General features: G+C 67.6%; 11 protein-coding genes. 5 read left to right on the top strand and 6 right to left on the bottom strand.

What is annotated here, in order from left to right; genetic code table 11:
* A partial coding sequence (locus J0O65_RS18125; RefSeq protein ID WP_215408682.1) for a putative Ig domain-containing protein occupies nucleotides 1–4,261 on the top strand: 4,261 nt, incomplete at its 5' end.
* Nucleotides 4,262–4,324: 63 nt separating this feature from the next.
* Here the strand turns inward: J0O65_RS18125 and J0O65_RS18130 are convergent.
* The 6 genes from J0O65_RS18130 to J0O65_RS18155 all read right to left on the bottom strand — a co-directional run bounded on the left by J0O65_RS18130 (nucleotide 4,325) and on the right by J0O65_RS18155 (nucleotide 10,598).
* Nucleotides 4,325–5,353 carry an acyl-CoA dehydrogenase family protein gene (locus tag J0O65_RS18130; RefSeq protein WP_215408683.1) on the bottom strand — a complete coding sequence of 343 codons (1,029 nt, stop codon included), beginning with the start codon at nucleotides 5,351–5,353 and terminating at the stop codon, nucleotides 4,325–4,327.
* 134 nt (nucleotides 5,354–5,487) lie between these two features.
* Nucleotides 5,488–6,057, bottom strand: a complete 570-nt coding sequence (locus J0O65_RS18135; RefSeq protein ID WP_215408684.1) for a hypothetical protein — start codon at nucleotides 6,055–6,057, stop codon at nucleotides 5,488–5,490.
* Between the two features lie 166 nt (nucleotides 6,058–6,223).
* On the bottom strand, nucleotides 6,224–8,299 hold the full coding sequence (locus J0O65_RS18140) for a methyl-accepting chemotaxis protein (RefSeq protein ID WP_215408685.1): 2,076 nt from the start codon (nucleotides 8,297–8,299) through the stop codon (nucleotides 6,224–6,226).
* A gap of 57 nt (nucleotides 8,300–8,356) precedes the next feature.
* Nucleotides 8,357–9,148, bottom strand: a complete 792-nt coding sequence (locus J0O65_RS18145) for a TorF family putative porin (RefSeq protein ID WP_215408686.1) — start codon at nucleotides 9,146–9,148, stop codon at nucleotides 8,357–8,359.
* A gap of 241 nt (nucleotides 9,149–9,389) precedes the next feature.
* On the bottom strand, nucleotides 9,390–9,803 hold the full coding sequence (locus J0O65_RS18150; RefSeq protein WP_215408687.1) for a hypothetical protein: 414 nt from the start codon (nucleotides 9,801–9,803) through the stop codon (nucleotides 9,390–9,392).
* Between the two features lie 81 nt (nucleotides 9,804–9,884).
* Entirely contained in the window at nucleotides 9,885–10,598 is a 714-nt protein-coding gene (locus J0O65_RS18155) for a FadR/GntR family transcriptional regulator (protein ID WP_251373831.1), read from the bottom strand.
* Between the two features lie 140 nt (nucleotides 10,599–10,738).
* Here J0O65_RS18155 and J0O65_RS18160 point away from each other — a divergent pair, with 140 nt between their 5' ends.
* The 4 genes from J0O65_RS18160 (at nucleotide 10,739) to J0O65_RS18175 (ending at nucleotide 15,503) form a co-directional block, all read left to right on the top strand.
* The gene (locus tag J0O65_RS18160; protein ID WP_215408688.1) at nucleotides 10,739–11,548 is read left to right on the top strand and encodes a (Fe-S)-binding protein; all 810 of its coding nucleotides are present in this window, start codon (nucleotides 10,739–10,741) and stop codon (nucleotides 11,546–11,548) included.
* On the top strand, nucleotides 11,545–12,261 hold the full coding sequence (locus J0O65_RS18165; protein WP_215408689.1) for a LutC/YkgG family protein: 717 nt from the start codon (nucleotides 11,545–11,547) through the stop codon (nucleotides 12,259–12,261). The genes J0O65_RS18160 and J0O65_RS18165 overlap by 4 nt, the downstream gene beginning before the upstream one ends.
* Nucleotides 12,258–13,703, top strand: a complete 1,446-nt coding sequence (locus J0O65_RS18170) for a LutB/LldF family L-lactate oxidation iron-sulfur protein (RefSeq protein WP_215408690.1) — start codon at nucleotides 12,258–12,260, stop codon at nucleotides 13,701–13,703. The genes J0O65_RS18165 and J0O65_RS18170 overlap by 4 nt, the downstream gene beginning before the upstream one ends.
* 93 nt (nucleotides 13,704–13,796) lie before the next feature.
* Nucleotides 13,797–15,503 (top strand): lactate permease LctP family transporter, encoded by a 1,707-nt coding sequence (locus J0O65_RS18175; protein ID WP_215408691.1) that lies wholly within the window; start codon nucleotides 13,797–13,799, stop codon nucleotides 15,501–15,503.
* Nucleotides 15,504–15,546: the final 43 nt, after the last annotated feature.

Here is a 15,546-nt window from a genome sequence, read left to right on the forward strand (position 1 = left end):
GTCGCCTGCCGTACCCACTGCCGGCGCCGTCAGCGCCACGGTGGCCTATGGCAGCAGCGCCAATCCGATCACCTTGAACCTGAGCGGCGCGGCAGCGACGTCGGTGACGGTGGCGTCCGCCGCCGCGCACGGCACGGCGACGGCCAGCGGCACCAGCATCAGCTATACGCCGGCGGCCGGTTATGGCGGTCCCGACAGCTTCACCTACACGGCCAGCAACGGCAGCGGCACCTCGGCGCCCGCCACCGTGACGATCACGGTCGACGCGCCCACCATCACGATTACGCCAGCCTCCGTGCCGGCAGCCACCGTCGGCGTCGCCTACAGCCAGACGGTGACGCCCGCGAACGGCCAGGCGCCGTATGCGTTTGCGATCAGCGCCGGCGCCTTGCCGGCCGGACTGAGCCTGAATACCGCCACCGGCGCGCTGTCGGGCACGCCGACGGCTGGCGGCAGCTTCAACTTCACCGTGCGCGCCACCGACAGTTCGACGGGCAGCGGCCCGTACGCGGGAGCGCGGGCCTACACGCTGACGGTGGGCGCGCCGACGATCGGCATCGCGCCGACGGTCATGCCGGCGATGACGGCCGGCGTCGCCTACAGCCAGAACATTGCCGCTTCCGGCGGCACGGCCACCTATAGCTATGCCATCACCGCTGGCAGCGTGCCGACGGGCCTGAGCCTGGCGTCCAACGGCACCCTGTCGGGCACGCCGACGGCGGCGGGACCCTTCAACTTCACCGTCACGGCCACCGACAGCAGCACGGGAACGGGCTCGCCTTACATGGGTTCACGCGCCTATTCCGTCACGGTGGCGATCGCTCCCCCTATTGCCGGCGCCGTCAGCGCCACGGTGGCCTACGGCAGCAGCGCCAATCCGATCACCCTGAACCTGGGTGGCGGCGCGGCGACGTCGGTGGCTGTGGCCACCGCCGCCGCGCACGGCACGGCGACGGCCAGCGGCACCGGCATCACTTATACGCCGGCGGCAGCTTATGCCGGTCCTGACAGCTTCACTTATACGGTCACGAATGGCAGCGGCACGTCGGCGCCGGCTACAGTGACAGTGACGGTGGGCATTCCTGGTATCAGCCTGACGCCGGCCAGCTTGCCCAATCCGACGGCGGAAGCGGTCTACAGCACGACGCTGACGGCGGCGGGCGGCACGGCGCCATACACATTTAGTATCAGCAGCGGCAGCCTGCCTGCCGGCCTGAGCCTGAATGCGGCCACGGGCGTGCTGTCCGGTACGACGAACGTGGCGGGCAATTTCACGTTCGGCATCAAGGTCGCCGACAGCAGCACGGGCGTGGGCGCACCGTTCAGCGCCACCAACAGCTATACCGTGAGCGTGGGCGCGCCGACGATCGCGGTGACGCCGGCCACCCTGCCGGCGCCGATGGTGGCCACGGCCTACAGCCAGCAACTGACGGCCAGCGGCGGCGTTGCTCCGTATGCCTACACGGTGTCGGCCGGCAGCCTGCCGGCCGGCCTCACCCTGAGCAGCGGCGGCTTGCTCAGTGGCACGCCGACGGCGGCCGGCAGCTTTAGCTTGACCGTGCAGGCGGCCGATGCGCACCTCTTTACCGGCACGCAAAGTTATACCCTGGCCGTCTCCTCGGCGGCGGTCAGCCTGACGCCGGCCAGCCTGCCGAATCCGACGGCGGAAGCGGCCTACAGCACGACGCTGACGGCGGCGGGCGGCACGGCGCCGTATACATTCAGTGTCAGCAGCGGCAGCCTGCCTGCCGGCCTGAGCCTGAATGCGGCCACGGGCGTGCTGTCCGGCACGACCAACGTGGCGGGCAATTTCACGTTCGGCATCAAGGTCGCCGACAGCAGCACGGGCGTGGGCGCACCGTTCAGCGCGACCAACAGCTATACCGTGACGGTAGCGGCACCGACCATGAGCCTGTCCCCCGGCAGCCTGGCGGCGATACGCGCCGGTGACGCCTACAGCCAGCAGTTCACGGTTGCCGGCGGCGTCGCGCCGTATGCGTATTCGGTGAGCAGCGGCGCCTTGCCTGCCGGCCTGGTGCTCGATGCCGCCAGCGGCGTGCTGAGCGGTACCCCGACCGCGTTCGGCAGCTTCAGTTTTACCGTGCAAGCAAGGGATGCGCACCAGTTCACGGTGCAGCAAGCGTTCAGCCTGCAGGTGAGCCAGGCGCCGCCTCCGGTTGCCAATGAAACGGCGACGACGTCGGCCAACCAGGAAGTGAACCTGACCATCGATGCGGCCGACGGCAGCCCCATCACGGCCGTCACCATCGTCACGCCGCCTCGCCATGGCCGGGTCGATATCGTTTCCTCGGCGCGCATGGCCGGACTGGCGCGCAGCGTCGCTGCCGCGGCGGCTCCCGCCGTTACCCGCTACATCGTCACCTATACGCCGAACAAGGATTACTTTGGCCCGGACAGTTTCAGCTATACGCTGACCGGCGCCGGCGGCGTATCGGCCCCGGCCACGTTCAGCCTGACGGTGGCGCCGCAGCCGGTGCCCGTCCCGGTGGCGAAGACTGCCACGGTGCTGGCTGGCACGCCGGTGACCCTGCATGTGACGGAGGGCGCCACGGGCGGGCCGTTCACGGCGCTGGCCATCACGGCGCAGCCCGCCAGCGGCACGGCGGTGGTCAATGGCATGGACATCGTCTACACGCCAGGCATCAATACCAGCGGCGACATCAGCATCGGCTACACCTTGTCGAACGTGTTCGGCAGCTCGGCGCCGGTGACATCGACGATTACCGTCAATCCGATGCCGCAGGTGGCCAGCCAGAGCGCCACGGTGGTCGCCGGCCTGACGGTGACGGTCGACCTGACGGCGGGCGCCACGGGCGGTCCGTTCACGGCGGCCAATGTGCTCAGCGTGGCGCCCGCCGAGGCGGGCAAGGCGGTGGTGCGCGACGTGGGCACGGCCGGCAAGCCTTCATATCAGCTGAGCTTTGCGGCCTCGGGCAAGTTCGCCGGCGCGGCGGTGGTCAGCTACACCTTGAGCAATGCCTTTGCCACCTCGAAGCCGGGCGTGGTCAACGTGACCGTGACGGCGCGGCGCGACCCGTCGCTCGATCCGGAAGTGATCGGCCTGCAGGCGGCGCAAGCCGATGCGGCGCGGCGTTTCGCCACGGCGCAGCTGTCGAACTTCACGCAGCGCCTGGAAAGCCTGCATGGCGACGGTTGGGGACGGTCGAATTTTGGCCTGAGCCTGACGCCGCCTAACGACAGCGGCAACCCGACGGCGGCGCTGGCGCGCTGGCAAGAGCAGGAGGCGGACCGCGTGTTCGGCACGGCCGTCAAACCGGTCATGCGCAAGGCGGCCTTGCGCCAGCCTGACAGTGCTTTCAGCAGCGACCGGCAACAGGCCGATGTCAGCGGTGCCACGAACGGCTTGCCGGACATGCCGCAGAAGCCGGATACGCAGAAGCAGCCGCTGGCCCTGTGGCTTGGCGGCGCCGTGGACTTCGGCCAGCACTATGTGAATGGCCGCGAGACGGGTTTCCGTTTCCGAACCAATGGCGTGAGCGTGGGCGGCGATTACCGCTTCAGCGACCTGGCCACCCTGGGCGTGGGTGCCGGTTTCAGCCATGACCGCAGCGACGTGGGCCAGAACGGCAGCCGCAGCACGGCCGACAGCGCCGTGGCGGCCGTGTATGGCAGCCTGCGTCCAAGCAAGGGTGTCTTCCTCGACGGCGTGCTCGGCTACGGCACCTTGCAATACGACGCGTCGCGTTACCTGTCCGATGGCAGTGGTTTCGCCACCGGTGAGCGCGACGGCAAGCAGGTGTTTGGCGCAGTCGTCGGTGGCATGGAGATGCGCCATGACACCTGGATGTGGTCGCCGTATGGCCGGGTGGAACTGATGTCGGCCAAGCTCGATCCGTACACCGAGAAGGCGGCGGGCATCAACGCCCTGAGCTACTTCAAGCAAACCGTGCGTTCGCGCATCGGCGCGCTGGGCGTGCGGGCCGAGGGCATCTATGTGGGCGGCCTGGGCACGTGGTTCCCGCGCGCGCGGCTCGAGTACCGCCACCAGTTCCAGGGCACCGATGATGCGCGCCTGGCGTATGCCGACCTGGTCGCGGATGGTCCCGTGTACGTGATCCGCACGGTGCCGCAGCAGACGGGCAACTGGACGGCGGGCCTGGGTGTCAGGCTGCTGCTGTCGAATGGCATGACCATCACGCTGGACTACAACAGCAATCTGAACATCGATAGCGGGCGCACCCAGTCGGTGATCTTTGGCATCGCCATGCCGCTCCGGTAAGCACGTAGTCAGGCGAGCCCTGAGCGCCGGCCCGGAGTCAATCCGGTCCGGCGATTTTTTTTGTCACAGCGTCCACGGATGGTCTTCGGCGCCGGCGACAATGCCTCCCAGCACGGCCTGGTCGCGTTCCGCATGGCTCTGGCGCAGGAACACGGGCAGGTCGGCCGTCAGGCGGGCGAAACGGGCATCGCGGCACAGGGGCGCGGCGCCCAGCGCCCGCGTGGCCAGGTGCAGCACGAGGGTGGCGGCATCTTCCGCCGCCAGGCGCAGGCGCAGCGCCAGGCCCATGGCGTCGCGCTGCGGGTGCCGGTCGATGTCGGCGGCGCCTTCGCGCAGCAGGGCGCCGGTGGCGCGCAAGACGCAATCGATTCGCCCCAGTTGCGCCAGGCGGACGGGGTCGGGGGCCGCGTGCTGCGCGCGCGCATGCAGGTGGCTGGCGACGGCGCAGGCCGCGCCATACCAGGCGGCCGCGATGCCGGCGCCGCCATGCCAGAAGCCGGGGCGCTGCAGATAGGCGCCCGGCGCGCCCACGGGAAAGGCGCGCGCGGCGGAAAAAATCACGTCGACGCTGGCGCAGGCATGCATGCCGACGGCTTGCCAGCCTTCGTCCGTGACGTGCACACCCGGCTGCGACAGGTCCACCGAGGCCAGGCAAGCCTGGCCAGCGTCGTTCCAGCAACTGATCAAGGCATGGCTGAGGCCCTTCGCCCCGGCACACCAGGCCTTGCGGCCGTCGAGCACATGGCGGCCATCGGTCGTTTGCCGCAAGCGCAGGCGCGCGCCCGGCATGTCCGCGCACCAGACGCCCCAGCTGCCGCCGGCCGGCACGCCGGGGCCGCCGATTTCCGCCAGGATGGCGAGCGCATCGGTATGGCCTTCATACAGCTTGAGCAGGGAGAGGTCGATGGCGGCGATGGCAGCGAGCATTTGCCAGCGCCGCAGGGTGGCGCCGTGGCCGGGCAGGGGCAGCTGGTCCAGTCCCGCGTCGCGCAGGCGCCGCAAGCCTTCGATGGGGTGGAAAGCGCTGTCGCGCGGCTGCAGCAGGGCATCCAGCGTGGCGTGGGAGGGCAGGGAGAAAGCATGGGGCGACATGGCAAGCTCCTTTTTGACAGGATAGCTTTTGCTTTTGCAATGTCTGTTCGATTCTACACTTTTACGCATATCCTCGCTAAGGGACGCGAGGCCATGAAGCTGCAGGGCCGTGGACCCCGCAGCCAGTCACGCGCTTATTTCTTGACGTACAGCATGTCGGGCACGTAACTGGTGCCGTCATGCGAGAAGGTGTACAGGTTGTTGTCGCGCAAGACGATGCCGCCCTTGATGGTTTGCGCCGGACGCATGCCTTCGTCGAGGAGGCAGGTGGAACCGCCTTCATATTCGATGCACCATTGCTGTTTGCCATCTTTTTTCACGTATTGCACGCCAGGCCCCGTGACATTGAAGCTGTAGGCGGGGATGGACAGCGTCAGCTTGTCGATGCGCACGTTTGTCGCGGCACCATTCGCCGTCAGCTTGACCAGGGCGTCGACCACGCCATCCGGTGTTGCGCTGATCTTCGCGCTCATGGTTTCCGTGCCCAGCAAGGTGCCGTTGCAACCGGTCTTGAGATAGGTTTCGGTGGTGGAGGTGAGTTCCATCGCGCCGCTGCCGTCGGTTTTGGCTGCCACGACCATGATCTCGCGTTCATGGCCGTCGCATGGCGCTTGCCAGGTGCCCACGTAGGAGGCCAGCGTCGAGCCGGCATCGCCGCTGCCGCCGCCGCCGCAGCCCGCCAGCAGTGCGGTGCCTGACGTCAAGAATATTGTCACTATTTTTTTCATGCCCCATCCTTTTATTCCGGCAAGCGTGCGTGCCGTAGGCGCGGCAACAGTATAAAAGGATGGATAGAGGGCAATTCTCTCCGAATGTATTTGCCACTTGATTTAGATCAAGGGGCACACGCGTCTGCCAAGCATGGCAGGCTTAAAACTCTTCCCAGTCGTCGCCGGCCGGCGCCTTGGCGTGCGTGCTTTCCACAGGCGCCGGTCTGGCCGGGGCGAGGCGCTTGCCTTGCGGCGGCGCCTTGACGGCCGGCGGCGTGCGCGGCGCCGCCACTGCCGGTGCTGCCGCTGGCTGCCGCTCGCCCAGCTTGAACACGCTGACCACCTCGGCCAGATGGCTGGCCTGGTCTTGCAGGCTTTCGGCGGCCGCTGCCGCTTCCTCGACGAGGGCCGCGTTTTGCTGCGTCACGCCATCCATCTGCGCCAGCGCCTGGTTGACCTGGGCGATGCCGTCGCTTTGCTCGGTGGTGGCGACGCTGATGTCGGCCATGATGGCGGTCACCTTGCGCACGCTGTCGACCACTTGCTCCATGGTGGCGCCCGCTTCGTCGACAAGCTTGCTGCCGGCGGCCACCTTGCCCACGGAATCGTCGATCAGCAGCTTGATTTCCTTGGCCGCGGCCGCCGAGCGCTGCGCCAGGTTGCGCACTTCCGTGGCGACGACGGCGAAGCCGCGCCCCTGTTCGCCGGCGCGCGCCGCTTCCACGGCCGCGTTCAGCGCCAGGATGTTCGTCTGGAAGGCGATGCCATCGATGACAGAAATGATGTCGACGATCTTGTTCGACGAGTCGTTGATCGAGGTCATCGTTTCGATGACCTTGCCGACCACTTCGCCGCTCTTCTGTGCCACGCTTGACGCGGAAGCGGCCAATTGATTCGCCTGGCGCGCATGGTCGGCATTTTCCTTGACGGTGCCCGTCAGTTCTTCCACCGAGGCAGCCGTTTCTTCCAGCGAACTGGCTTGCTGTTCCGTGCGGGCCGACAGATCGTTATTGCCTTGCGCAATTTCCGCGCTGGCGCGCGCCACGTTGTCGGCGCTGGCTTGCACTTGCAGCAGCACGGCGTGGATTTTTTCCACGAAGGCGTTGAAGCCCTTGCCGATGACGGCCAGCTCGTCCGTGCCCTTGACTTCCAGCTTGACGCGCAGGTCGGCGTCGCCGCTGGACAGGTCCGTCATGGTGTGGCCCAGGGTGCGCAGCGGGCGCGTCAGCTGGTTGACGACGAGGATCAAAATGCCGGCCGTGGCCGCCGCGCACAGCAGGGCGACGATCAGGGTGTAGGTCATCAGGTCGCGCGCCGAGGCCGTGGCCACGCTTTTCGGGAAGTTCAGTTCCACGCTCCACGGCGCGATGTCGGGGTGGATCTGCAGCGGCTGCAGCAAGTGGATGTAGCCCTTGTCGTCCTCGTATTCATACGGCTGGCCCTGGCGCACCTTGTCCAGGCCGGCGGCCGGCACGTCGTCCGCCTTCTTGCCCAGCCGTGCAGGCACGGGGTGGCTGGCGTACAGGCCGCCGTTCGAGATCAGGGCCAGCTTGCCGCCCTCGATCACCTTCAGGTCGGCGAGGATTTTCGCCAGGCGCGTGAGCATGAAGTCGGCACTGGCCGTGCCCTTGAAGCTGCCGTCGATCATGATGGGCGCGACCAGCGAGGCCATCAGCACGTCCTTGCCATCGACGGGGTAGATATACGGTTCAGTAAAGTAGGTCTTGCCGGTGCGCTTGGGCACGTCGTACCAGTCGTTGGCGCCCGGTTTCGGATCGAAGACGATGGGTTCGACTTGCAGCTTGCCGCCGGCGCCGCGCGTCCAGTAGGGCATGAAGCGGCCGCTGGCGTCGTAGTTCGGCTTCTGGTTGGCGAACTCCGCATCCTTGCCGTCGAGCGCGTTCGGCTCCCACGTCACGGCCGAACCGAGCAAGTCTTCCGAGCTGGTCAGCGTCGCCTTGGTCAGCTCATTGATCTGCTCGCGCTGCAGGGGCAAATTCGCGCTCCTGGTGCCGCGCATGGCGCCGGCCAGACCGGAGACGCTGGCCAGGTTGCTGGCGATGCGCGCCTGCAGGGCGCCCGCCACTTCGCGCGCCGAGGTGCGCGCCAGGTCCAGCGCGGCCGCCTCGGCGCTGGCGCTGCTCTTGTAGCCGATCACGGCCGCCGTGACGCCCAGGCTGAGGACGGCGAGCGCGGTGGCGGCGACGCAGATTTTACTGTTCAGAGATAGTTGCATGAGGCTGTTCCTTGATGGGGAGAGGTATCGGTGTCATGGGCGTCGCGGGTAGCGCGCCTAGAAAGTCTTGCTGACGGCCAGCACGAAGGTGGTCGCGGCCGGATTCGAGGTGTCGAACTGGCCGGCCGCATTCGGGATGCCCAGCGTGTAATGGTCGTAGGCGTCGGTGGCGCCCCAGGCGCGCGTGACGGCGCCACTCAGGCTCCAGCCGCCGTCGAAGATGCGGGTGGCGCCGACCTTGGCGTCGCGCCAGTTCCATATCGCATTGCCCGTGCCCGCCACGCGGCCATTGCCGGCGTGCAGGTTCAAGGTCCAGGCGTTGCCCAGGTCGACATTCGCGCCCACGTCCAGGTAGCCCGTGCCGCGCGCATGCGTGATGCCGAAGAAGTCCGGCGTGACGGTACGGTTGTACCTGGCATACAGCATGCGGTAGGTCAGGCCCAGCGACAGCTCGCCATAGTCGTACTTGACGCCCGTGGCGCGGTAGACGGCGCCCGGGTATTTGTAATAGTAGGCCAGCACGCTGTAAGCGAGCTCGCCCACCGTGCCGCCGTAGCCGCCATACAGGTCCCATTCGACGTTCGCATCTTCGATGTAGCGGTCGCTGACGGTGGACGCCCAGGTGCCCAGCGACCAGCCGCTCGGGTGCGCGTAGTCGATGCCCGCCTGCACGGCCGGCTTGCCCCAGGTCTGGCGAAAGCCGCGCGAAATGTATTGCGAGACGATGCTGGCATTGGCGCTGAAGGTGGCGGCCGTGCCGTCCGTGGTCTGCGCCTGCACGGGCAGGGCCGCCAGCACGAAGGCGCAGCCCAGCAACGATGATGCGGGAAAATGGTGGTGCGATGGCATGGCAGTCAGCTCCGTATTTGCCGGCAGCGGCCGTCCAGGCGCGTTGCCCTGATGGTTGCGATAAATAAATGCGGGGGGACTTTTTGGGGGGCAAGGCGACACCGTCTGCATGCTCGCAGGAACATGCACACATTCTCACCAAACGTAACCGAAAGGATAGGGGGTCGGGCTAGTGGAAGTCAATAAAGTTGCGCTAAGGAAATCATAAGTTGTTGTTTCCTGGCACTTTTTCATGCGCCTGTCACATTGCCGGTGCGCCACGGCTGGCCGCCTGCTGCAAGCTGGCCAGCAGGCCGGGCAGGGCCGCATGCAGGGCCTGCAGGTCGCCAGTTCCCAGTTCAGCCTGCATTTCCACCCGGCCCGAGGGCTGGCCCCAGACCACCTGTGCGCTGAGCCGGGCGCCGGCGTCGAGGTCCGTCACGCTGACCAGGAGGGCGACTTCTTCCGGGGCATCTTCGGACACGTCCGCCAGCAGGCAGGAAATGCCGAAATGATAGTCCTGGAAGGCGCTGGCCGTGCCGCTGGAAAAGGCGAACACGGAGGCGAGCACCTGCGGCGCGGCGGCCGCGAGTGGCGGCAGGGCGGCGCGGAACAGGGGCAGCAAATCGTTTTCCAGCTGGCGCACCAGCGGATGGGTGTGGCTGAGGACGGTCATGTGCGGACGAAAGAAGTGGCGGCGCGCGATGGTAGCAGTTTTCGCCGCCGCTGTGCGCAGCCACTGGTCCTACCAGTGGCGTCAATCGTCGTCGCTGGTGACGCGCGTGCGCACGAAATCGATGTGGCCTTGCATGGCCGTGCGCGCCTCTTCGGGCTGGCTGGCGCAGATGGCCTCGCACAGGGTGCGGTGCTGCGACAGCAGTTGCAGCGAGGTGGCCTCGTCCTGCTGGCGCAAGCCCGTGCCATTGATGGTGATGTGTTCGCGCAGCATGCCGATGATGCTGGTGTGCAAGTGCAGGAACATGGTGTTGTGCGACGCCTGCGCGATGACTTCATGCAGGCGCGCATCGGCCTGCGCCTCGCCGTGCTTGTCGTCGCTGGCGCGCGCCTGTTCCAGCTCGGCCAGCAGCGCCATGATCTGCGCGCGCTCGTCCCCGCTGGCCCGCTGCGCCGCAAAATAGGCGGTCGCCCCTTCCAGCACGCGGCGAAATTCCAGGATGTCGTCGCGCAGGGCGGGGTGGTCCGCCACCAGCTGGCTCCACGGCGACGCCATGCCCGTGCGAAGCTGATCCGTGACGAACACGCCGGCGCCGCGCCGGCTGCGCACCAGTCCCCGTGCCGCCAGCCGCTGCACCGCTTCGCGCACGGTGTTGCGCGAAACCGCATATTGCTGCGCCAGCAGGCGCTCGGCCGGCAACTGCGCGCCCGCCGGCAGACTGCCGTCCAGCAGGGCCGTTTCCAGCCTGCGCATCACCATCTCGACCCTGCCCCGCGTCTGCATGCCTGTCGCCATCGCTGTCTTCCGGTGTTGTTTTAAAGTGGTCCGAGCAATTTGAAGTGGCTCGCGGAAGCTGGAATTATGCGTGAACCGGTCATTCTTAACAACACACAGCGGCGCCGCAGCAACACACAGAGCGCCGGGGAGACACACTCATGTACCAAGACCCGCGCCAGCCACGCCACGCCCCACGCCACTACCCGCCCGCGCCGCTCCAGGTGTACCTGTTCGCCACCTGCCTGGTCGACCTGTTCGTGCCGCAGGCGGGGCTCGACGCGGTGCGCCTGCTGGAGCGGGAAGGCTTGCTGGTGCACTATCCGCGCGGCCAGAGCTGCTGCGGCCAGCCCGCCTACAGCAGCGGCAACCCGGAACAGGCGCGCGCCGTGGCTCGCGCCCAGCTCGACCTGTTCGCGCAGCCGTGGCCCGTGATCGTGCCGTCCGGTTCCTGCGCCGGCATGCTGCGCCACCACTGGCCGCAGCTGTTCCAGGATGACCCGGTGGCCGGCCCCAAGGCGTTGGAACTGGCCGAGCGCGTGTATGAACTGAGCGAATTTCTCGTCTGCGTGCTGCAGCTCGACCTGGCTGGCCTGGCCCTGGCGGGCGCGGGGCAGCAGGAGGAAAACGTGGTGCTGCATACCTCGTGCGGCGCGCGCCGCGAAATGGGCACGCGGGTGCACGGCGTGGCCCTGCTCGACGCCTTGCCCGGCGTGACGCGCGTCGAGCACCAGCGCGAATCGGAATGCTGCGGCTTCGGCGGCACGTTTTCACTGAAACACCCGGACATTTCCGGCGCCATGGTCAGCGATAAGATCGCCTCGGCTTGCGCCACGGGCTGCGACCGGCTCGTCTCGGCCGACTGCGGCTGCCTGCTCAACATCGGCCACGCCGCGCGGCACCAGGGCGCGCCGCTGCCCGTCGAACACCTGGCCAGCTTCCTGTGGCGCCGCACGGGAGGCGCGGCATGAGCGCCGTCCTGAGTGCCCGCGAACGCATGCTGGGACGCCTGCGCGCAGCAAAGCCCGCCGCGCCCCAGGCGGTGGAGCTCATCGATGCCGCCATCGACCGGCACTACCTGGCGCGCCGCGCGCAGGCGCCATTGTCGCCACGGGGCCGGATAGCCGCCATGCAGGCCGCCCTGCGCGCCGCGCATGCGCAGGTCGATTGCGTGCGCGGCGATGCCTGGCCCGCCCTGCTGGCGCAGCGCCTGGACGCGCACGGCGCGCGCCGTGTGCTGATGGATACCGGCAGCGCCGAAGGGCAGGCCTTGCGGGCCGCCTTGCCCGCTGGCGTCGAAGCGCTGTCTTTCGGGCGTCCGCTGGCGCAGTGGAAGGGCGAATTGTTCGACACCGTCGATGCCGGTTTCACCGTCGCCCGCTCGGGCATCGCCGCCACGGGCACGCTCGTCATCGCGCCCGACGCGGCCACGCCGCGCACGGTGTCGCTGGCGCCGCCGCTGCACATCTGCCTCGTGTATGCCAGTTCCCTGCATGCGGACTTGCAGGCCGCGGCGCGCGCCGAGCGCTGGGCCGACGGCATGCCGGCCAACCTGGTGCTCGTGTCGGGGCCCTCGAAAACGTCGGACATCCAGCAAACCCTCGCCTATGGCGCGCATGGCCCGCGCTGGCTGTGGGTGCTGATCATCGATGACTTGTCAGCCCGGGAAGGAGGCCGGCCATGAACGCCAAGCCACTGCAATTCGTCAAGCCGGCGGACTTCCACGCGCGCGCCCGCGCCGCGCTGGATGACCCGAAACTGCGCCAGAGCTTTCGCGGCGCCATGGATTTTTTACAGGACAAGCGCAGCGCCCAGTTCCCCGACGGCGACGAGCTCGAACGCCTGCGCGACCTCGGCGAAGCCGTGCGCCGGCACGCGCTGGCGCGCCTGCCCGACCTGCTGGTGCAGCTGGAAGACAAGCTGACGGCGGCCGGCGTGCAGGTGCACTGGGCCGAGGACGGCGAACAGGCCAACGCCATCATCCACGCCATCGCGCAAAAGGCCAAGGCGACGCGCTTCATCAAGGGCAAGTCGATGGCCAGCGAGGAGATCGAGCTCAATCACTACCTGGAAGCGCGCGGCATGAGCTGCCTGGAGTCGGACATGGGCGAGTACATCGTGCAGCTGGCCGGCGAAAAGCCGTCGCACATCGTCATGCCGGCCATTCACAAGACGAAAGCCGACATCGCCGGCCTGTTCGCCGAGCACATTCCCGACGCGCCCTACACGGAAGACGTCGACAGCCTGATCCAGACGGGCCGGCGCGCCCTGCGCCGGGCCTTCGTCGAGGCGGACATCGGCCTGTCGGGCGTGAACTTCGCGGCGGCCGACACGGGCACCCTGTGGCTGGTGGAAAACGAAGGCAATGGACGGCTGACGACGTCCGTGCCGGAGATCCATATCGCCATCATGGGCATGGAAAAAGTGGTGGCCAAGCTGGAACACATCGTGCCGCTGGCCAGCCTTTTGACACGCTCGGCCACGGGGCAGGCCATCACCACGTATTTCAACCTGATTTCCGGCCCGCGCCGTGACGGCGAAAAGGATGGGCCGCGCGAGGTGCACCTGGTCTTGCTCGACAACGGCCGCAGCCAGGCCTACGCCGACGAGCAGCTGCGTGCCACCCTGCAATGCATACGCTGCGGCGCCTGCATGAACCATTGCCCCGTCTACACGCGCATCGGCGGCCACGCCTACGGCACCACGTATCCGGGGCCGATCGGCAAGATCATTTCGCCGCACTTGCTGGGGCTGGACGCGACGGCCGACCTGGCCACGGCGTCGAGCCTGTGCGGCGCCTGCGGCGAGGTGTGCCCCGTGCGCATCCCGATTCCGCAACTGCTGGTGCGCCTGCGCACGGAAGCGAATCGCAATCCGCAGGAGCAGGTGGCGCATCCGCTGCGCGGGCAGGGCGCCAAGTTCAGCCGCGGCGAAAGCCTGATCTGGCGCTTCTGGAGCGGCGCCTTCGCGCGCCCCGCCAGCTACCGCCTGTTCCGCTGGGCCTCCACGCGCCTGCGCGCGCTCACGCCGGGAAAGCAACTGGGCTGGACGCAGCACCGCAAGCCCTTGACGCCGGCGCCGCGCAGCCTGGCCGACCTGCTCAATGCGCGCGGGCAGGCGGAATAGCCCGGCCCCGCAAGCTCTTAGAAAACACGCTGCACACAATTACATCAAAAGCCGTTTTTTCAATCAACCCGCATCCACCGGAGGAGACCCGACATGCACACCTGGACCCAACTTTATACACCGCTCGGCAGCCTGTGGCTGTCGTCGCTGGCGGCAGCCGTTCCCATCATCTTCTTCTTCATCGCGCTGGCGGCGCTGCGCATCAAGGGCCACGTGGCGGCCGCCGTCACCCTGGCGCTGGCGCTGGCCGTGGCGATCTTCGCGTACGGCATGCCCGTGCCGCAGGCGCTGGCGGCGGCCGGCTATGGCTTCGCGTATGGCTTGTGGCCGATCGCGTGGATCATCGTCACGGCCGTCTTCCTGTACAAGATCGTCGTCAAGACGGGGCAGATCGAGATCATCCGCGCCTCCGTGCTGTCGGTCACGGACGACCAGCGCCTGCAGGTGCTGCTGATCGGCTTTGCCTTCGGCGCCTTCCTGGAAGGGGCGGCCGGTTTCGGCGCGCCCGTGGCCATCACCTCGGCGCTGCTGGTGGGCCTGGGCTTCAACCCGCTGTATGCGGCGGGCCTGTGCCTGATCGCCAATACGGCGCCCGTGGCCTTCGGCGCGATGGGCATTCCCATCATCGTGGCGGGCCAGGTGACGGGCATCGATCCGTTCCTGATCGGCGCCATGGCGGGCCGCCAGCTGCCGCTGCTGTCGTTGCTGGTGCCGTTCTGGCTGGTGTTCATGATGGATGGCTTTCGGGGCGTGCGCGAAGTGTGGCCGGCCGCGCTGGTGACGGGTTTCAGCTTTGCCATCACCCAGTACTTCACGTCGAACCATATCGGCCCCGAACTGCCGGACATCACCTCGGCCCTCGTCAGCCTGGTGTCGCTGACCCTGTTCCTGAAGGTGTGGCAGCCGAAGAATGCGAAAGTGGCGCATGCCGTCGGCGGCGGCACGGCCGCGCTGTCCGGTTTTGGCGGCGGCGCCGGCAAGGCGAATCTGCGCAGCAGCGGCAGCCGCGCCGCCTCGCCCTACACGACGGCACAGTCCATGCGCGCCTGGGCGCCGTTCGGCTTGCTGACGGCCATCGTCACCGTGTGGAGTCTGCCCGGCTTCAAGGCCCTGTTCGCGGCCGGCGGCGCCTTGTCTGGCCTGGTCATCAAGATCCACGTGCCCTACCTGGACCAGCTGGTGATCAAGACCATGCCCATCGTCGCCGCGCCGAAGGCGTATGACGCCGTCTTCAAGCTCGACCTGCTGTCGGCCGTGGGCACGGCGATCCTGCTGACGGCCGTATTGTCGATGCTGATGCTGCGCATGAAGCCGCGCGATGGCGCCGAGGCCTTCGTGGAAACCGTGGTGGAGTTGCGCCGTCCCGTGCTGTCGATCGGCCTGGTGCTGGCGTTTGCCTTCGTTGCGAATTACTCGGGCATGTCGTCCACCCTGGCCCTGTTGCTGGCCGGCAGCGGCGCCGCCTTCCCGTTCTTCTCGCCCTTCCTGGGCTGGCTGGGCGTCTTCCTGACCGGTTCCGACACGTCCTCGAACGCCCTGTTCTGCTCCCTGCAAAACACCACGGCGCACCAGATCGGCGTGTCCGACACCTTGCTGGTGGCGGCCAATACGACGGGCGGCGTGACGGCGAAGATGATCTCGCCCCAATCGATCGCCGTCGCCTGCGCGGCAACTGGCCTGGTGGGCAAGGAATCGGACCTGTTCCGCTTTACCCTGAAGCACAGCCTGCTGTTCGCCATCATCATCGGCATCATCACCATGCTGCAGGCGTACGTGTTCACGGGCATGATCCCGCACTGAGCGGTCCGTAGAAGTACGTAGTAAAACTAGATGAGCTGATAGT

The organism is Janthinobacterium sp. JC611, assembly GCF_018682595.1.
GTDB lineage: Bacteria > Pseudomonadota > Gammaproteobacteria > Burkholderiales > Burkholderiaceae_D > Janthinobacterium.